Below are 17,314 nucleotides of genomic sequence, written 5' to 3'. Positions count from 1 at the left end.
TGCCGGATCGTAAGCTCTATGTCTGTGAGCATTCCGAACGTCCTGGCCGCCCGGTACGCCAGCGCGGAAATGGTCGCGATCTGGTCGCCGGAGGCCAAGGTCGTCGCCGAACGCCGGCTGTGGCTGGCGGTGCTGCGGGCACAGGCGGAGCTAGGAGTGGACGTTCCGCAGGACGCCATCGCCGACTACGAGCGGGTGCTCGAGGACGTCGATTTGGCCTCGATCGCGGAGCGCGAGCGGGCGTTGCGCCACGACGTCAAGGCCCGCATCGAAGAGTTCAACGCGCTGGCTGGTCACGAGCACGTGCACAAGGGCATGACCAGCCGCGACTTGACCGAGAACGTGGAGCAGTTGCAGATCCGGCGGTCCCTGGAGTTGGTCTTCTCCCATGGGATCGCGGTGGTGGCGCGGCTCGCCGAACGTGCGGTGGCCTACCGCGACCTGGTGATGGCCGGACGCAGCCACAACGTCGCCGCGCAGGCCACCACGTTGGGGAAGCGGTTCGCGTCCGCCGCGCAAGAGACGCTGATCGCGTTGACGCGGCTGCGCGAGTTGATCGATCGCTACCCCCTGCGCGGCATCAAAGGCCCGATGGGCACCGCCCAGGACATGTTGGACCTGCTGGACGGTGACGCGGCAAAGCTGGCCGAACTCGAGCGTCGCGTGGCCCAATTCCTCGGCTTCGCAACGGTTTTGACCAGCGTCGGGCAGGTTTATCCGCGATCGCTCGACCACGACGTGCTCTCCGCGCTGGTGCAGCTCGGCGCCGGACCGTCGTCGATGGCCCACACGATCCGGCTGATGGCCGGGCACGAGCTCGTCACCGAGGGATTCGCTCCGGGCCAGGTCGGCTCGTCGGCGATGCCGCACAAGATGAACACCCGCAGTTGCGAACGGGTCAACGGGCTGCAGGTGGTGCTGCGCGGTTATGCCTCGATGGTCGCCGAGCTCGCGGGCGCGCAGTGGAACGAGGGTGACGTGTTCTGCTCGGTGGTGCGCCGAGTTGCATTGCCGGACAGCTTCTTTGCCATAGATGGGCAGATCGAGACGTTCTTGACCGTGCTCGACGAGTTCGGCGCCTACCCCGCGGTGATCAGCCGCGAGCTGGATCGCTACCTGCCGTTCTTGGCCACGACCAAGGTGCTCATCGCGGCAGTCCGCGCGGGGATGGGGCGCGAGGCCGCGCACCATGTGATCCGCGAGCACGCGGTCGCGACGGCCCTGGCCATGCGGGAGCAGGGCGCGGAGCCCGACCTGCTGGAGCGGTTGGCCGCCGACGAGCGACTGCCGCTGGACCGGGCGGCGCTGGATGCCGCGCTGGCCGACAAGAAGGCGTTCATCGGAGCCGCCGGCGATCAGGTGGACGAGATGGCCGCCACGGTGGACGCGCTGGTAAGCCGCTACCCGGACGCTGCCAAGTACGCCCCGGGCGCGATCCTGTGACCCTCGCCGGCGCGCTCGCGGGGATCGACCTCACCGATCTGGAAAATTTCGCCAACGGATTTCCGCACGACTTGTTCGCCATCCACCGTCGCGAGGCGCCGGTGTACTGGCACGAGCCGACCGACAACACCCCCGACAGCGAGGGTTTCTGGTCCGTCGCCACCTATGCGGAAACGCTTGAGGTGCTTAAGGATCCGGCGACGTACTCATCGGTCACGGGCGGCGGCCGGCCGTACGGCGGCACGCTGCTGCAGGACCTCTCCATCGCCGGGCAAGTACTCAACATGATGGACGACCCGCGCCACTCACAGATACGGCGACTCGTCAGCTCCGGGCTGACACCGCGAATGATCCGGCTGGTCGAAGACGACCTGCGGACGCGGACGCGTCGGCTGCTGGACGCGGTGGTGCCCGGCGAACCGTTCGACTTCCTGGTCGACATCGCCGCCGAGCTGCCGATGCAGATGATCTGCATCCTGTTGGGAGTGGCCGAGTCCGAACGACATTGGCTGTTCGAGGCCATCGAGCCGCAGTTCGACTTCGGCGGCTCGCGCAAGGCGTCATTATCGCAGCTGTCGGTCGAAGAGGCCGGGTCACGGATGTACGAGTACGGCCAGCAGCTGATCGCGTCGAAGCGGGCCGAGCCGACCGACGACATGTTGTCGGTCGTGGCGAACGCGATGGTCGACGACGCGGACGCGCCGTCCCTGTCGGATCTCGAGCTCTACCTGTTCTTCAGCCTGTTGTTCAGCGCCGGCGCGGAGACGACGCGCAATGCGGTCGCCGGAGGGCTGCTGGCGCTGGCGAACCATCAGGAGCAACTGCGGGCGCTGCGCGCGGATCTCGGCGCGCTGCCGACCGCCGTCGAGGAGATCGTGCGGTGGACGTCGCCGTCGCCGTCCAAGCGGCGTACCGCCACGCGCGACGCCACGCTCGGCGGGCAGTCGATCGAGGCGGGCCAGAAGATCCAGATCTGGGAAGGCTCGGCGAATCGCGACGCCGCTGCATTCGAGCGCGCCGACGATTTTGATATCGCTCGAAAGCCCAACCCGCACTTGGGGTTCGGTCAAGGCGTGCATTATTGCCTGGGCGCCAATCTGGCCCGGCTGGAACTGCGCGTGCTCTATGAGGAACTGTTCTCCCGGTTCGGCGGCGTGCGGGTTGTGCGGCCGGTCGAATGGGCTCGCAGTAATCGGCATACCGGCATCCGGCACCTGGTTGTGGAACTACTAGAGGACCGGTGACGATCCGACACGTCGATGCCGAGCCGACGCCGGATGTCTTCGCCGCGGTCATGGCGACCGGAATTCTGTCGATCGCTGCGCACAACCACGGCTACCGCTGGATCAGTGACACGCTGGGCGTCGTCGCCACCGTCGGCCTGGTGTTCTTGGTGGTCCTGGTGGTCACGACAGCCGTCGGCAGGCGCGAGAAACTGCGCTGGGATCTGGCGGATCCCGATGTCACCCTTCGGTTGTTCACCTTCGTCGCCGCCTGCGCGGTGATCGACACCCGTTTGTCGTCCAATGTGTGGGTGCTGCGGGTACTCGGCGCGGTCGGACTGTCGTCCTGGTTGGTGCTGATCGGCCTCACCGCGCGGAACATGTTGGCGCGCCGCTGGTCGGCGTTGCGCGACCGCGCCCACGGCGCGTGGGAACTGGGTAGCGTGGGAAGCTCCGGGCTAGCGATCGTCATCGCCCGGGCGGCGTACCACACCGGTCATCGTTGGTGGCTGACCGTAGCCGTGGCGGTGTGGGCGGCGGCGATCCTCATCTATGGCCTGATGACCTGGCTGATCCTACGGCGGGTCGTGAACGAACGACAGGACCGGGACGGATTCGAGCCGGACACCTGGATCCTGATGGGCGGCATGGCGATTGCGACGCTGGCCGGCGACAACATCCACCCCCTGGCCCCCGCCTGGCTGGCCGGGCCCGTGCGCATCGTCACCGTCGTGACATGGATGACGGCCACCCTGTGGATACCGCCACTGATCTACTTCGGCCTGCACCGGATCAGCCGGCGTCCCAACGTGTTGCGCTTCGCCGGGGTGTGGTGGGCGTTCGTGTTCCCGCTGGGTATGTATTCCGCGGCCAGCTACGCCATGGCGGGCGAGATCGGCCAGCGGTCATTGCTGACGGTTTCGCTGGTCTTCTTTTGGGATGCGTTGGCGGCGTGGCTCGTTGTGGTCGTCGCTGGGCTGTTGCTCCTCGGCCGCGGGCTGCTAGAGCCGGCCGATCGAGATGCCGGCCGCGCGTAATTCGAGTGCGGCCAGCGCACGGATGGTGAACGGATCCTCCCGGCGCCACCCACCGACCGGATCCGCGCTGACCGCGGCGAGCTTTCCCGGCGGTCGGTTCGTCAATGCCCGCAAGGCAAGGAGTTGCTCGCCGGCCGGGGTCGCGGCGAGCGCGGTCACCGTCAATTTCCGTCGAAAGAACCGCAGCCGCAGGAGAAGCCACGGTACGTCCGCGACGAGGATCGGGACGGCGGCGATGGCCATCGCCAGCAGGACCGCAAGCCAGCTGGCCGTGGAGTCCAGGTCGTGGCCGGCGCCTGCAAGATCGAGCGCCGCCTGGCTGGCGGAGTTCAGCGGTTGGCTGACCGCGTCCCCCACCAAAGGGATGTGCTGGGCGCCCTTGCCGGCCGACGCCAGGTTGCCGGCGATGCCATGCGCGCCGCTCTCGACTTGCCGGCCGGCCTCGGCGATCGTCGAAACGGCGTCGTAAACCGCCAGGCCGACGAGCAGCCAGATGGCGGTCCACAGGACGACGGCGAAGTCGCTGAGCAGCTGGGCCATCAGCCGGCCGGGCCGGGTGGAGTAGGGCAAAAACCGCGGGGTCATGGTCTCGATCCCAGCACAGCTCCCGACACGCGGCCCCTTCCCGGGTGCCCGATAGGCTGACCCGATGCGCCCTGCACTGTCCGACTACCGGCACCTGGCCAGCGGCAAGGTCCGCGAGATCTATCGCGTCGACGACGAACATCTGCTGCTGGTCGCGACTGACCGGATCTCGGCGTACGACTACGTCCTCGACAGCACGATCCCGGACAAGGGCCGCATCCTCACCGCGATGAGTGTCTTCTTCTTCGGTCTGGTCGACGCTCCCAATCACCTGGCCGGCCCACCGGATGACCCACGAATCCCCGAGGAGGTCCTGGGTCGTGCCCTGGTGGTGCGTCGGCTGGAGATGCTGCCGGTGGAGTGTGTGGCACGCGGCTACCTCACCGGGTCGGGATTGCTGGACTATCAGGCGACCGGGAAGGTCTGCGGCATCACCCTGCCGCCCGGCCTCGTCGAGGCCAGCAAGTTCTCCGAACCGCTGTTCACCCCCGCCACCAAAGCCGCGCTGGGGGATCACGACGAGAACATCTCGTTCGACCGGGTGATCGAGTTGGTGGGCGGGGTTTATGCCAACCAGCTGCGCGACCGCACGCTGCAGATCTATGTGCAGGCCGCCGACCACGCCTTGACGAGGGGAATCATCATCGCCGACACGAAGTTTGAGTTCGGCACCGACCGCGACGGCAACTTGCTGCTGGCCGACGAGATCTTCACGCCCGACTCCTCGCGATACTGGCCGGCCGAGGATTACCGGGTCGGGGTTGTGCAGACGAGCTTCGACAAGCAATTCGTCCGTAACTGGCTCACCAGCTCCGAGTCGGGCTGGGACCGCCATGGCTCGCAACCACCGCCACCGCTGCCCGACCACATCATCGACGTCACGCGGGGCCGTTATATCGATGCCTACGAACGCATTTCGGGCCTGAGTTTCGGCGAGTGGATCGGCGCATGACGGAAACACGCGCCGGCGCGTCGGCGCCGCCCGTCGCCAAGCGCGAGGAGACCCGACGCGAGCATCACGGAGACGTCTTCATCGACCCCTACGAGTGGCTGCGCGACAAGTCCGACCCCGAAGTCATCGCCTACCTCGAGGCGGAAAACGATTACGTCGATCGGATGACGGCTGATCTCGAACCTTTGCGGCAGAAGATCTTCGAGGAGATCAAGGCGCGCACCAAGGAGACCGACCTGTCGGTTCCGACGCGGCAGGGCGACTGGTGGTACTACGCCCGCACCTTCGAGGGAAAGCAGTACCGCGTCCAGTGCCGTTGTCCGGTAAGCGATCCCGATGACTGGGATCCGCCGGCTTTGGAAGAGGACACCGAAATACCCGGCGAGCAGATCCTGCTCGACTCGAACGCCGAGGCGCAAGGCCACGAATTCTTCGCGCTCGGTGCCGCGACCGTCAGCCTGGACGGGAATCTGCTGGCGTATTCCGTCGACACCGTCGGGGACGAACGCTATACGCTGCGCTTCAAGGACCTGCGCACCGACGAGCTGTATCCGGACCAGATCGCCGACATCGGGGCGGGCGCGACCTGGGCGGCCGACAACCGCACCGTGTACTACCTGACCCTGGATGAGGCCCACCGCCCCGACAAGGTCTGGCGCTACCGGGTGGGCTCCGGCGAGCCCGCGGAGTTGGTGTATCACGAGGCCGACGAACGGTTTTGGCTCGGCGTGGGGCTCACCCGTAGCGAGGCCTACGTTTTGATCGCATCGGGCTCCTCGATCACCTCCGAGTACCGGTACGCCGACGCCGCCGATCCGCGCGCACCGTTCACCGTGGTGCTGCCGCGGCGCGAAGGCATCGAGTACGCCGTCGAGCACGCGGTCGTCGGTGGGCAGGACCGGTTCTTGATTCTGCACAACGAAGACGCGGTGAACTTCACACTGACCGAAGCGCCGGTGAGCGACCCGACCCAGCAGCGCACCCTGATCCCGCACCGCGACGACGTGCGACTCGACGGCGTAGACGCCTTCGCCGGCCATCTGGTGGTCAGCTACCGGCGGGAGGCTTTGCCCCGGCTCCAGGTGTGGCACATCGGTTCCGGAGGGGAATACGCTGAGCCCGAGGAGATTACGTTCGACTCGGAGCTGATGTCGGCCGGTCCCGCGGGCAACCCGAACTGGGATGCGCCCAAGTTGCGAATCAGAGCGGGGTCGCTGGTCATCCCGGCGCGGGTATACGACATCGACTTTGCCACTGGGGTACGAACCTTGCTGCGCGAGCAACCCGTGCTCGGCGGTTACCGCACCGACGACTACGTAGAACGGCGCGACTGGGCCCTAGCGGACGACGGGACCCGCGTCCCGGTATCCATCGTGCACCGCGCCGGGATCGAATTCCCCGCGCCGGCCTTGCTTTACGGCTACGGCGCCTACGAGATATGTACCGACCCCAGCTTCTCCATCGCTCGGTTGTCGCTGCTCGACCGCGGCATGGTCTTCGCCATCGCCCACGTCCGCGGTGGCGGTGAGATGGGCCGGCCGTGGTACGAGCACGGCAAGCTGTTGGAGAAGAAGAACACCTTCACCGACTTCGTAGCCGTGGCAAGGCACTTGGTTGACACGGGTGTCACCCGGCCGCATCAGCTGGTGGCGCTGGGCGGCAGTGCGGGCGGCCTGCTGATGGGGGCGGTCGCCAACCTGGCGCCGGATCTCTTCGCCGGCATCCTGGCGCAGGTCCCGTTCGTCGACCCGCTGACCACCATCCTCGATCCCTCCTTGCCGCTGACCGTCACGGAATGGGACGAGTGGGGAAACCCATTGCAGGACAAAGACGTATATTCCTACATGAAGTCATATTCGCCCTATGAGAATGTCGAGCCCAAGCAGTATCCGGCCATTCTGGCGATGACTTCCCTGAACGACACCAGGGTCTATTACGTCGAGCCCGCCAAGTGGGTGGCTGCGTTGCGGCACGCCAACGCCAGCGGCAGTCCGATCCTGCTGAAGACCCAGATGAACGCCGGACACGGCGGGGTCAGTGGCCGCTACAAGGCGTGGCAGGAAACCGCATTCCAGTACGCCTGGCTGTTAGCTGTCGCCGAAGGCCACCGCGATAGCGGCGGACAGAAAGACGACGTCGAGGGGTAGGCCCCAACGGTCACGAAACGTCGCGCGGTGTTACCGGCTTCCGCGGCAGAAATGCGGCCGGGATGATCGTGAACGCCACCAGGATCACGGCCAGCACAAACACCAGGGTGTAGACCTGAGAGAGGTTATGCGTCACATGGCTGGCGAAATCCGGGGACAGGGCCTGCCGCGGGATTGCCGACGGATCAACCGGCAGTCTGCGTCTGGCGGCCTCCTCCTGAAGCGAGGCCATTTTGCTCGCGGCTGCCAGGGTTTCATCGCTGGTGAACTGGTTGGTCAGGACGACTGCCATCAAGGCGGCACCAATCGAGCCGCCCAGCTGCTGGTTGACGCTCACCAGCGTCGTACCGCGGGCGATCTGATGCGGGGCGAGTGACTGCATGAGCGCGGCCGAGAGCGGCGTCGTGGTGCAACCCACACCGAGGCCTGTGATCGTCAGACCGGCGAGCAGGATCGGCGAATAATGAGCCTGCCTCGCCACGCCCAACGTGAAGATGCCAAGGCCGATGGCCATTACCGGGAGGCCAAGCAGCACTATCTTGCCCGCCCCGTATCTGTCCATGTACACCCCTGCGATCGGCAGGGTTATCAGCGCGCCGAGTCCCACCGGCGCCAAGTGCAGCCCCGCCTGCATGGGCGTCTCATGCAATACAAGCTGGAAGTAGCTAGGGATGAGCAGCGTGGCGCCAACTGAGGCGGCGGCGAATACCAGCAGCGTTACGTTGACCTCGGTGACCACCGGGTTCTTGAACAGCCGAAGGTCGATGAGCGGATGATCCGTGCGGAACCGGGCGTGCAAGACGAAGGCGGTGATGAGCGCCACGCCGACGGCCGCCGGTGCCAACACGTACGGGTCGGCAATCGTGTGTCGTCCGGGGATGGACGACACCCCGCATAGGAATATCGCCACCCCGGGGGACAACAACAGCAGCCCAGTGACGTCGAGTGCTTCCGACGGGGACGGGCGGTCTTTCGCAAAGAGGATCGCGGCGAGGACGAACGTGGCCAGGCCTATCGGCAGGTTGACCAGGAAGATCCACTTCCACCCGTAGGAGTCGATCAACCACCCGCCCAATATCGGTCCACCGATTGGCCCGAGCAGAATCGGAATTCCCCCGATTGCCATCAGGCGACCGACCCGCTTCGGGCCCGCCTCGCGGGTCAAGATCGTCCAGCTCAGCGGCAAGAGCATGCCGCCGCCAATACCTTGCAGGACGCGGAAAATGATCAGAAGCAATATGTTTGGCGCTATGGCGCATAGCAGCGAGCCGACCGTGAACGACAGAATCGAGCCCATGAAGAGCCGCTTGGTACCGAATCGGTCGGCTGCCCACCCGGTTATCGGAATTACAGTAGCGAACGCCAACATGTAGCCGGCCATCGTCCACGAGACGATGGCTTGGGTCGACCCGAATTGGTCGATAAAGGTGCGTTGCGCCACGGCGACCACCGTGTTGTCGAGAATCGCCATGATGCAGGCCAACCCGCACACCCCGGCGATACGAAGTAATGCGGCGTCAAGCTTGTCGGGGTACTCGCGTGCGGCGGCGTCGTGGTCCAACTCGCCGGTGTCAGCGGTGGACACCAGAGCGTCGGACACGCCGGAAGAGGCCTTCTGCATTGTGTCGCCGAGCATAGCGATATCGGTACCCGCAAGCGGACGCTTTTAGGCGTTTGGCTCGGCCGACGCCGCTAACCCGCTGCATGCAGGCGTTTTCGGTTGTCGGTCCCACAACGACACCGCACGCGCACCGACCCGGTCCGGTAACGGTTCAAGACCTCCCACCACCGGGGCAGGTGCCCCGCAGAACGAGTGTGGCGGCAAACCGGCACCCCGTAACGGCCGCCAGAGCCGGCCTTTCTCCCCTCGGTGCGATTTGCTGATAAAGCGAATTGCGCTACTTACCGACGGTTTGGCTCGCCGGCTTTTTCGGCAAAAAGGACGCCGGAATGATCGTAGAGACCACCAACACCACCGCAATCACAAATACCGCCGTATAGGCGTGGGAAAGGTCGTGCACGACGTTGGCCCAAAAACCGGCGTCGAGCGTCTGCCGCGGTATTGCGGACTGGTCGACCGGCACCCCGCTGACGGCGGCTTCCTGCTGCAACGCTGCAACCTTGTTTGCGGCGACGATGTTCTCACTCCGGTTGAATTGATTGGTCAGGATCATCGACATCAGCGCGGTGCCCACCGACCCGCCCACTTGATGGCTGACGCTCATCAGCGTCGTGCCCCGGGCGATCTGGTGCGGGGCCAGCGCCTGCACCGCGGCGACCGACAGCGGCATCATGGTGCAGCCCATGCCGAGGCCCATGATCGCCAGGCCGATCAGCAGCGTGGGCAGGTAGTCGGCCTGCCTGGCGACGCCGACCGCGAAGGTACCCAGGCCGGCGGTGATCAGCGCGATCCCGACCAGCACGATCTTGCCGGGCCCCTTCCGGTCCACCAACGGTCCGGTCAGCCGCATCGTCAGCATGGCGCCGAGTCCCTGGGGGATCATGCGCAGGCCCGCCTGCATCGGCGTCTGGTGCAGCACCTGCTGGAAGTAACTCGGCAGCAGCAAGCCGGTGCCGAAGAAGGCTGCGGCGAACACCAGCATCGTCACATTGGCGTGAGTGAGCACCGGGTTGCGGAACAACCTCAAATCGATGAGGGGGTGATCCGCACGGCGCCATGCGTGCGCAACGAACCCGGCGATCAACCCCAGACCGATGGTCGCCGGTATCAGCACGCGGCGGTCGGCCACGGTCCCGCAATGCGGGATCGACGACACCGCGAACAGGAATGTCGCCAGGCCGGGAGACAGCAGCAGCACGCCGACGAGGTCGAAGGTCTCCGACCGCGCAGGGTGGTCCCGGGGAAAGACGATGGCCGCGAGCACGATGGTGATGACTCCGATCGGCAGGTTGATCAGGAAGATCCACCGCCAGCTGGAGGTGCCGATGAGCCAGCCACCCATGATTGGGCCACCGATCGGGGCGAGCAGCATCGGGATGCTCAGGATCGACATCAGGCGACCGAGCCGCAACGGGCCCGCTTCCCGGGTCAAAATCATGAAACTAAGGGGCAGCAGCATGCCACCGCCAATGCCTTGGGCTACCCGAAAGACGATGAGCTGCAAGATGTTCGCGGCCAGCGCGCACAGCAGCGAGCCCAGTGTGAACGCCAGGACGGAGCCCATGAAGAGTCGCTTGGTGCCGAACCGGTCGGCCGCCCACCCGGTGATCGGTATCACGGTCGCCAACGCCAGCGTGTAGCCGGTCATTGTCCAAGCGACAACGGCCTGCGAGGACGCGAATTGGTCGATGAAGGTGCGCTGCGCGACGCTGACGACGGTGATATCTACGATCGCCATCACCGTGGCCAAGATGCACACGCCGGAAATCCGCAACAGTCCGGCGTCCAGCTTGTCGGGGTAGCCCCGCTCACCCTCGCCCAGCTGCGGGGCGGGGACGTATGGCAGCGGGGTGTCGGCCGCTGCGTACGGGGCCTGATCCATGGCGTTGCTTAGCATATCGAACCGATTCTCTTTGCTGTCGCCCGCGGGCCCGTGCCGCGCGGAGCGGATCGGCAGGACCTGCGGTATCGATATACGCCTGCCGTCTGCGTGTCCTTCACCATTCCGACACCTGAGATCGTCAAACTGCGGGTGTGGCTGGAAAATTGATCGTCTCGGTCTCGGGGATAGGCGAACGCACCCTGAGCGACGTCGAGGCGTTCTGCGCGCAAATGGATGCCCGCAACGTGCCGGTGTCGCTGTTGGTGGCACCCCGGCTCAGTGGTGACTACCGGCTCGACCACGACCCGCGCACCGTCGAATGGTTGACCGACCGGCGATCCGGCGGCGACGCCATCGTGCTGCACGGCTATGACGATGCGGCCACCAAGAAGCGCCGCGGCGAGTTCGCGATCCTTCGGGCACACGAGGCAAACCTGCGGCTGATGGCTGCCGACCGGGTGCTCGAGCACCTCGGGCTGCGCACGCGGCTGTTCGCGGCACCCGGCTGGGTGGTGTCCCCGGGCGTCGTGAAGGCGTTGCCGGACAACGGTTTTCGCCTGCTCGCCGACCTACATGGCATCACCGACCTGATTCGGCACACCACCGTGCGCTCTCGGGTACTGGGTATCGGGGAAGGCTTCCTCACCGAACCGTGGTGGTGCCGGATGGTGGTGCTGTCGGCCGAGCGGATCGCCCGGCGCGGCGGGGTGGTGCGGGTCGCCGTCGCAGCTCGTCACCTGCGCAAATCCGGTCCGCTGCAGGCGATGGTGGACGCCGTCGATCTGTCGCTGATGCATGGCTGCGCGCCCGCGGTTTACCGCTGGCGGCGCGACAAGGCGATTCTCGACGCGGCCTGACGAAGCGTCCCCTCAACCCGCCCGGCACGGGCACTACCCTGGTCTGACATGAGCGATTCTTCGGCCGCGGGGTTCGGCGCCGATGCCATCATCGTGGGGGCGGGACTCGCAGGGTTGGTGTCCGCCTGCGAATTGGTGGACCGCGGCATGCGGGTGCTGATCGTCGACCAGGAGAGCAGTGCCAACCTGGGTGGGCAGGCGTTCTGGTCGTTCGGCGGCCTGTTCTTCGTCGACAGCCCCGAGCAGCGCCGTTTGGGGATCCGAGACAGCCACGAACTCGCCTTGCAGGATTGGCTCGGCACCGCGGCGTTTGATCGGCCGGAGGACTACTGGCCACGCCAATGGGCGCACGCCTACGTCGATTTCGCCGCGGGGGAGAAGCGCCGTTGGCTGCGTGATCGGGGACTCAAGCTCTTTCCGTTGGTGGGTTGGGCCGAACGTGGCGGGTACGACGCACAGGGCCACGGCAATTCGGTGCCCCGCTTCCACATCACGTGGGGCACCGGGCCCGCTTTGGTCGAGATCTTCGCCCGTCAGCTGCGGGACCGCTCGACGGTGCGCTTCGCGCACCGCCACCAGGTCGACGAGTTGATCGTCGAGGGCGGCGCGGTGACCGGCGTCCGGGGCACGGTGCTGGAGCCCTCGGCCGCGCCCAGGGGGGTGGCGTCGTCACGAACGGCCGCGGGGCAATTCGAGTTCCGCGCGCCCGCGGTGATCGTCACCAGCGGCGGCATCGGCGCCAACCACGATCTGGTGCGCAAGAACTGGCCGACGCGGATGGGCCGCATCCCCGAGCAGTTACTCAGCGGCGTGCCCGCGCACGTTGATGGCAGGATGATCGGCATCTCCCAGCGGGCCGGTGCGCGGGTGATCAACCCGGACCGGATGTGGCACTACACCGAGGGCATCACCAACTACGACCCGATCTGGCCGCTGCACGGCATCCGGATCATTCCGGGGCCGTCGTCGCTGTGGCTCGACGCGACCGGCAAGCGGTTGCCGGTGCCGCTGTACCCCGGCTTCGACACCCTCGGCACGCTGGAATACATCACCAAATCCGGGTACGATTACACCTGGTTTGTGTTGAACGCCAAAATCATCGAGAAGGAATTCGCACTGTCCGGGCAGGAGCAGAATCCCGATCTGACCGGGCAGAGCCTGCGCGAGCTGCTGCGTAACCGGGCGCGCTCCGGACCGCCGGGGCCGGTGCAGGCGTTCGTCGACCGGGGAGTGGACTTCGTCAGCGCAAACTCGTTGCGGGAGTTGGTTACCGGGATGAATAAGCTGCCCGACGTGGCGCCGCTGGACTACGCCACGGTGGAGGGCGAGGTGACCGCCCGCGACCGCGAGGTGGCCAACAAGTTCAGTAAGGACGGCCAGATCACCGCGATCCGCGCCGCCCGGGGCTATCTCGGCGACCGGCTGGGCCGGGTGGTGGCACCGCACCGGCTGACCGATCCGAAGGCGGGGCCGATGATCGCGGTGAAGCTGCACATCCTGACCCGGAAGACGTTGGGCGGCATCGAAACCGATTTGGCCGCCCGCGTGCTGAAGGCGGACGGTACACCCCTGAGCGGGTTGTACGCCGCCGGTGAGGTCGCCGGCTTCGGCGGGGGCGGTGTGCACGGCTACCGCGCCCTGGAGGGCACGTTCCTGGGTGGTTGCATCTTCTCCGGCCGGGCCGCCGGCCGCGGCGTGGCCGACGACATCGCCTAGCTCCGCCAGGGTGTTCGCCGGGCCCTGCCGGGCCACCGGACGCAAAATCGCATTGATCGAGCAGAAATTGTGCCATTTTGCGTCTGCTCGCACTAGAAGGTGACCGCGTCCTCCTCGGGCAGCACCTGGAAATCGGTCGTGGTCATCTCGGTGAGCCGCCCGTAGTAGATGCCCCGGGCATCCGGGGCGATGATCCCTTGGTGGATGGGCACCGCGCGCGCCGGTGCCACCGCGCGCAGGTAGTCGACGGCCTCGGAGATTTTCATCCACGGGGCGGCCGCCGGTGCCGCCAATACGTCCACCGGCTCGTCGGGCACGAACAGTGCATCGCCGGGGTGCATCAGCCTGGCGCGATGATCGCCGTCGCCCACGAGGAATGAAATGTTCTCTATCACAGGGATTTCGGGGTGAATGACGGCGTGTTTGCCGCCGACCGCGCGAACCGTCAGCTCACCGATGCTCAGCTCGTCACCGACGTGCACGGCCTGGCACGGCGCGCCCAGCTGGGCGGTGGTTTGCGGATCGGCGAACAGCGCGGCGTCCGGGTTGCCCTCGAGCAGCGCCGGCAGGCGGCTGCCGTCGACGTGGTCGGGGTGCTGATGGGTGATCAGGATGGCCGATAACCCCGTTATGCCCTCAAAACCGTGCGCGAACGTTCCAGGATCGAAGAGCACGCGGGTGTGGTCGAATTCGGCAAGTAGACAGGAATGGCCGAAATGCGTCAGCTGCATGACTACGATTGTGCCCCGACGGGGGTGATGCCGATGCGGGTGATCCTGGCGACCATGGTGGTGGTCGGCGGCCTCGCGGTGGCTCTCATCATCGCCGTGCCCGCACCCGCCGAGCCGCAGGCCTGTCCGCCCGTGTGTGACCAGATCCCCGACTCCGCGTGGATCCAGCGCCGAGCGGTGCCGCTGGATCCGGTTTACAGCTGGCCCCCGCTGGCGGGCCTGGCAGCGCAGGTGACCGGGTCGACGCCCGGCCCTCGATTCCGGTTCGAGGAGGTGTGTGCCACACCGCCGGTGCCGCGTGATCCCCGCGACTCGGCGGTCGTGGCACGTGGCACGGTCGCCCACCCGGACGGGCAGTGGCAGTTGCAGGCACAGATCCTGCACTGGCGCGGCGATACGGCAAGCGGCGGCGCCATCGCCGGGTCGGTGTTCAGCAACGCCGTCGCCGCGCTGCGGTCCTGCCAGCAACGTGCGCCGTTGCAATCACCATCGATCACCAGCGACGAAACGAACCGGATGGCCGCGGTGATCAGTGGTCCGGTCGTCATGCATATCTACCTGCTCGCCCACCCGGCCAGCAGCACGATCAGCGAGCTCACGCTCTGGTCGTCGGGCCCGCCGCAGGTCCCGTGGCCGGCAATGGCCGACGACCCCGTGCTGAACGCCATGACCGCGCCCCTCTGCGAGGCCTACATTGCCTCGTGCCCGTAACGGCCGAGCTGCACCTCCGCCGGTAGAGTTGGCGCGAAGACAGATCTGAGGAGGAGCGCCGGTGGGCCGGGTAGTCGTTCATGTGATGCCCAAAGCGGAGATTCTCGACCCGCAGGGTCAGGCCATCGTCGGCGCGTTGGGCCGACTCGGTCATCCGGGGATCTCAGATGTCAGACAGGGCAAGAGATTCGAACTCGAGGTGGACGACACCGTCGACGATTCGGTGCTGGCCGACATAGCGGAAACGCTGTTGGCGAATACGGTGATCGAGGACTGGACGATCAGCCGGGAAACCAAGTGACGGCACGAATCGGCATCATCACCTTTCCCGGAACCCTGGACGACGTCGACGCCGCCCGGGCGGCGCGGCGTGTCGGGGCCGAGGCGGTCAGCCTGTGGCACGCCGACGCCGACCTCAAGGGCGTCGACGCCGTGGTGGTACCCGGCGGTTTCTCCTACGGTGACTACCTGCGGGCGGGGGCGATCGCCCGGTTCGCCCCGGTGATGGGTGAAGTGGTGGCCGCCGCGCACCGCGGCATGCCAGTGTTGGGCATTTGCAATGGATTTCAGGTGCTCTGCGAGGCCGGGCTGCTGCCCGGGGCGCTGACTCGCAACGTCGGTCTGCACTTCGTCTGCCGCGATGTGTGGTTGCGAGTGGCGTCGATCTCGACGGCCTGGACGTCGCGTTTCGAATGGGGCGCTGAGCTGCTGGTGCCGCTGAAGTCCGGCGAGGGCCGCTACGTGGCCCCCGACGATGTGCTCGACGAGCTGGAAGGGGAGGGCCGGGTCGTGTTCCGCTACCTCGACAACCCCAACGGCTCCCTGCACGACATCGCCGGAGTCAGCTCCGCCAACGGCCGTGTCGTCGGGCTGATGCCGCACCCCGAGCACGCCATCGAAGCGTTGACGGGCCCCTCCGACGACGGCTTGGGCCTGTTCTATTCGGCGCTGGACGCGGTGCTTTCGGTCTAGGCGGAAACCCCTGCGGCTGCACGCAATTCGGCGAATGCTGCGCTGATGGCGTCGGTCGCTTCGTGTGGGTCGTTGAACGTCCGGTCGTCGGTGAGCACCGCGACGCCGAGATGGTCGACATAGCTCCACACGGTGATATTGACCGGGGCGCCCGGCGACAAGACCCCGGTCGAGTAGATCTCGCTGACCGCCGCGCCGCCGAAGTGCCCGCGCTCACGCGGTCCCACCACGCTGGAGACAGCGACGTTCATCAGCTTGTTCGGCGCGTCGCGCCGCCCCAGCCACCGGAAAGCGGCCGGGGCAGCGGCGGTCGGCAGGTAGGCCATTAGTCGCCCGTAGAGCTGCGGGCCGAGGATCTCGTGGTCTTCCTTGGCAATTCGAGTTGCCAGTGCCACCAGCCGCGCCCGGTCGGCGGCATCGGCGACGTGTACCGGCAACGAGATCATGAGGCCGCTGATCTCATTGCCGGTGACGCGGTCCGACTTGTCGGTGGCCGTCGGTACGGATGCGATGATCGGCCGGTCGGCCGCGCCGTCATAGGCCAACAGCAGCGTGCGCAGGCCGCCGGCGGCCGTCGCAAGGATCAGGTCGTTGATGGTGATGCCCAGCGCCTTGGCCGTCGCCTTGGCGTCGGCCAGCGGCAGTGTCACACTGGCGAATCGCCGCTGAGGCGATACCACGTGGTTCAAGAAGGTCGGCGGTGCGTCGAAGGCATCGGCCAGGTCCGGGTGGTCACCGCGTTCTTTGGACCGGCGGCGCACCCGCGTCAGCCCTACGGCGGCGTCCCTGACCAGCCCCGGCATCTCGGCGATCTGCCGGGCATGGTCGCGGGCTGCGGCGCGCAGCAGGTCGGCGGTCGAAGCGGTGGCGCCCGCTTCGTTGTTGTCGCGTTCGTCGGTCGGCCCGTCCTCGAGATCCATGGCGCGGGACAGCAGATTGACCGACGCCACGCCGTCGGCCAGCGCGTGATGGATCTTGCCGACCAGGGCGAACCGCCCACCGGCCAGACCCTCGGCGAAGTGAAACTCCCACAGCGGCCGGCTGCGGTCCAGCGGCGTCGATGCGACCTGGCCGATCACCTGGTCGAGTTCTCGCCGGCCGCCCGGCGCGGGCACCTGCACCCGCCGCAGGTGGTAATCGAGGTCGACCTCGCAGTCCTCCTGCCACATCGGGTGATGAAGCTGCCAGGGGATGTCGACGAGCTTGTAGCGCAAGGGTTCCAGCAGGTGCAGCCGGCGACGAACGTGACGGCGGAACGCCTCGAAACCGAACTCGGATTCGGCGGGGTCGATGACCGCCACTTTCAACGTGTGCGTGTGCAGGTTGGGCGTCTCGCTGTAGAGCAGCATGGCGTCCATGCCGTTGAGCCTTTTCACCCGCCCCCTCGCCGTGGAATCAGCTTGTGCTGTAACGACTTTCGCATGGCATCTCGCCCTC

15 protein-coding genes are annotated in these 17,314 nt (G+C 66.6%); 10 read left to right on the top strand and 5 right to left on the bottom strand.

What is annotated here, in order from left to right:
- Positions 1-24: 24 nt before the first annotated feature.
- From purB to A5781_RS06925, 3 genes are read left to right on the top strand one after another with little or no spacing between them, the layout of a single operon-like run.
- Positions 25-1,443, top strand: a complete 1,419-nt coding sequence (gene purB / locus A5781_RS06935) for an adenylosuccinate lyase (protein ID WP_067203113.1) — start codon at positions 25-27, stop codon at positions 1,441-1,443.
- Complete coding sequence (locus A5781_RS06930) at positions 1,440-2,687, top strand: cytochrome P450 (RefSeq protein ID WP_067203110.1); 1,248 nt, start codon at positions 1,440-1,442, stop codon at positions 2,685-2,687. The genes purB and A5781_RS06930 overlap by 4 nt, the downstream gene beginning before the upstream one ends.
- Positions 2,684-3,703, top strand: a complete 1,020-nt coding sequence (locus tag A5781_RS06925; RefSeq protein WP_067203108.1) for a tellurite resistance/C4-dicarboxylate transporter family protein — start codon at positions 2,684-2,686, stop codon at positions 3,701-3,703. The genes A5781_RS06930 and A5781_RS06925 overlap by 4 nt, the downstream gene beginning before the upstream one ends.
- Here A5781_RS06925 and A5781_RS06920 read toward each other — a convergent pair.
- Positions 3,668-4,288, bottom strand: coding sequence for a hypothetical protein (locus tag A5781_RS06920; RefSeq protein ID WP_067203105.1), 621 nt, complete (start codon positions 4,286-4,288; stop codon positions 3,668-3,670). The two genes, A5781_RS06925 and A5781_RS06920, sit on opposite strands and share 36 nt — an antisense overlap.
- Before the next feature lie 64 nt (positions 4,289-4,352).
- Between A5781_RS06920 and A5781_RS06915 the strand changes: the two genes are divergently transcribed.
- Positions 4,353-5,240 carry a phosphoribosylaminoimidazolesuccinocarboxamide synthase gene (locus A5781_RS06915; RefSeq protein WP_067203103.1) on the top strand — a complete coding sequence of 296 codons (888 nt, stop codon included), beginning with the start codon at positions 4,353-4,355 and terminating at the stop codon, positions 5,238-5,240.
- Positions 5,237-7,387 (top strand): S9 family peptidase, encoded by a 2,151-nt coding sequence (locus A5781_RS06910; protein ID WP_067203170.1) that lies wholly within the window; start codon positions 5,237-5,239, stop codon positions 7,385-7,387. Before A5781_RS06915 ends, A5781_RS06910 begins: the two co-directional genes overlap by 4 nt.
- Before the next feature lie 10 nt (positions 7,388-7,397).
- Here A5781_RS06910 and A5781_RS06905 read toward each other — a convergent pair whose 3' ends face one another.
- Positions 7,398-9,023: a DHA2 family efflux MFS transporter permease subunit gene (locus A5781_RS06905; protein WP_067203101.1), complete on the bottom strand. Its 1,626-nt coding sequence runs from the start codon at positions 9,021-9,023 to the stop codon at positions 7,398-7,400.
- Between the two features lie 262 nt (positions 9,024-9,285).
- Positions 9,286-10,905 (bottom strand): DHA2 family efflux MFS transporter permease subunit, encoded by a 1,620-nt coding sequence (locus A5781_RS06900; protein WP_067203098.1) that lies wholly within the window; start codon positions 10,903-10,905, stop codon positions 9,286-9,288.
- A 137-nt stretch (positions 10,906-11,042) separates the two neighbouring features.
- Here A5781_RS06900 and A5781_RS06895 point away from each other — a divergent pair, with 137 nt between their 5' ends.
- Together A5781_RS06895 and A5781_RS06890 are read left to right on the top strand one after the other, a co-directional pair.
- On the top strand, positions 11,043-11,747 hold the full coding sequence (locus tag A5781_RS06895) for a DUF2334 domain-containing protein (protein WP_067203096.1): 705 nt from the start codon (positions 11,043-11,045) through the stop codon (positions 11,745-11,747).
- A gap of 48 nt (positions 11,748-11,795) precedes the next feature.
- Positions 11,796-13,463: an FAD-binding dehydrogenase gene (locus tag A5781_RS06890; RefSeq protein ID WP_067203094.1), complete on the top strand. Its 1,668-nt coding sequence runs from the start codon at positions 11,796-11,798 to the stop codon at positions 13,461-13,463.
- 92 nt (positions 13,464-13,555) lie between these two features.
- Here the strand turns inward: A5781_RS06890 and A5781_RS06885 are convergent, their stop codons facing one another.
- Positions 13,556-14,194 (bottom strand): MBL fold metallo-hydrolase, encoded by a 639-nt coding sequence (locus A5781_RS06885; protein WP_067203091.1) that lies wholly within the window; start codon positions 14,192-14,194, stop codon positions 13,556-13,558.
- On the opposite strand from A5781_RS06885, the gene A5781_RS06880 reads away from it, so the two are divergent.
- The 3 genes from A5781_RS06880 (at position 14,171) to purQ (ending at position 15,877) form a co-directional block, all read left to right on the top strand.
- Positions 14,171-14,905, top strand: a complete 735-nt coding sequence (locus tag A5781_RS06880; protein WP_082939234.1) for an ATPase — start codon at positions 14,171-14,173, stop codon at positions 14,903-14,905. The genes A5781_RS06885 and A5781_RS06880 overlap by 24 nt on opposite strands.
- Before the next feature lie 61 nt (positions 14,906-14,966).
- Positions 14,967-15,206 (top strand): phosphoribosylformylglycinamidine synthase subunit PurS, encoded by a 240-nt coding sequence (gene purS / locus A5781_RS06875; protein WP_066955000.1) that lies wholly within the window; start codon positions 14,967-14,969, stop codon positions 15,204-15,206.
- Positions 15,203-15,877: a phosphoribosylformylglycinamidine synthase subunit PurQ gene (purQ, locus tag A5781_RS06870; protein ID WP_067203085.1), complete on the top strand. Its 675-nt coding sequence runs from the start codon at positions 15,203-15,205 to the stop codon at positions 15,875-15,877. The genes purS and purQ overlap by 4 nt, the downstream gene beginning before the upstream one ends.
- Here purQ and A5781_RS06865 read toward each other — a convergent pair.
- Positions 15,874-17,253, bottom strand: coding sequence for a wax ester/triacylglycerol synthase family O-acyltransferase (locus A5781_RS06865; RefSeq protein ID WP_197503726.1), 1,380 nt, complete (start codon positions 17,251-17,253; stop codon positions 15,874-15,876). The two genes, purQ and A5781_RS06865, sit on opposite strands and share 4 nt — an antisense overlap.
- Between the last annotated feature and the right edge of the window lie 61 nt (positions 17,254-17,314).

This window comes from Mycobacterium sp. 852002-30065_SCH5024008, assembly GCF_001665645.1.
Taxonomy (GTDB): Bacteria; Actinomycetota; Actinomycetes; order Mycobacteriales; family Mycobacteriaceae; genus Mycobacterium; species Mycobacterium paraffinicum.
This window is presented reverse-complemented; position numbering and strand designations above follow the sequence as displayed.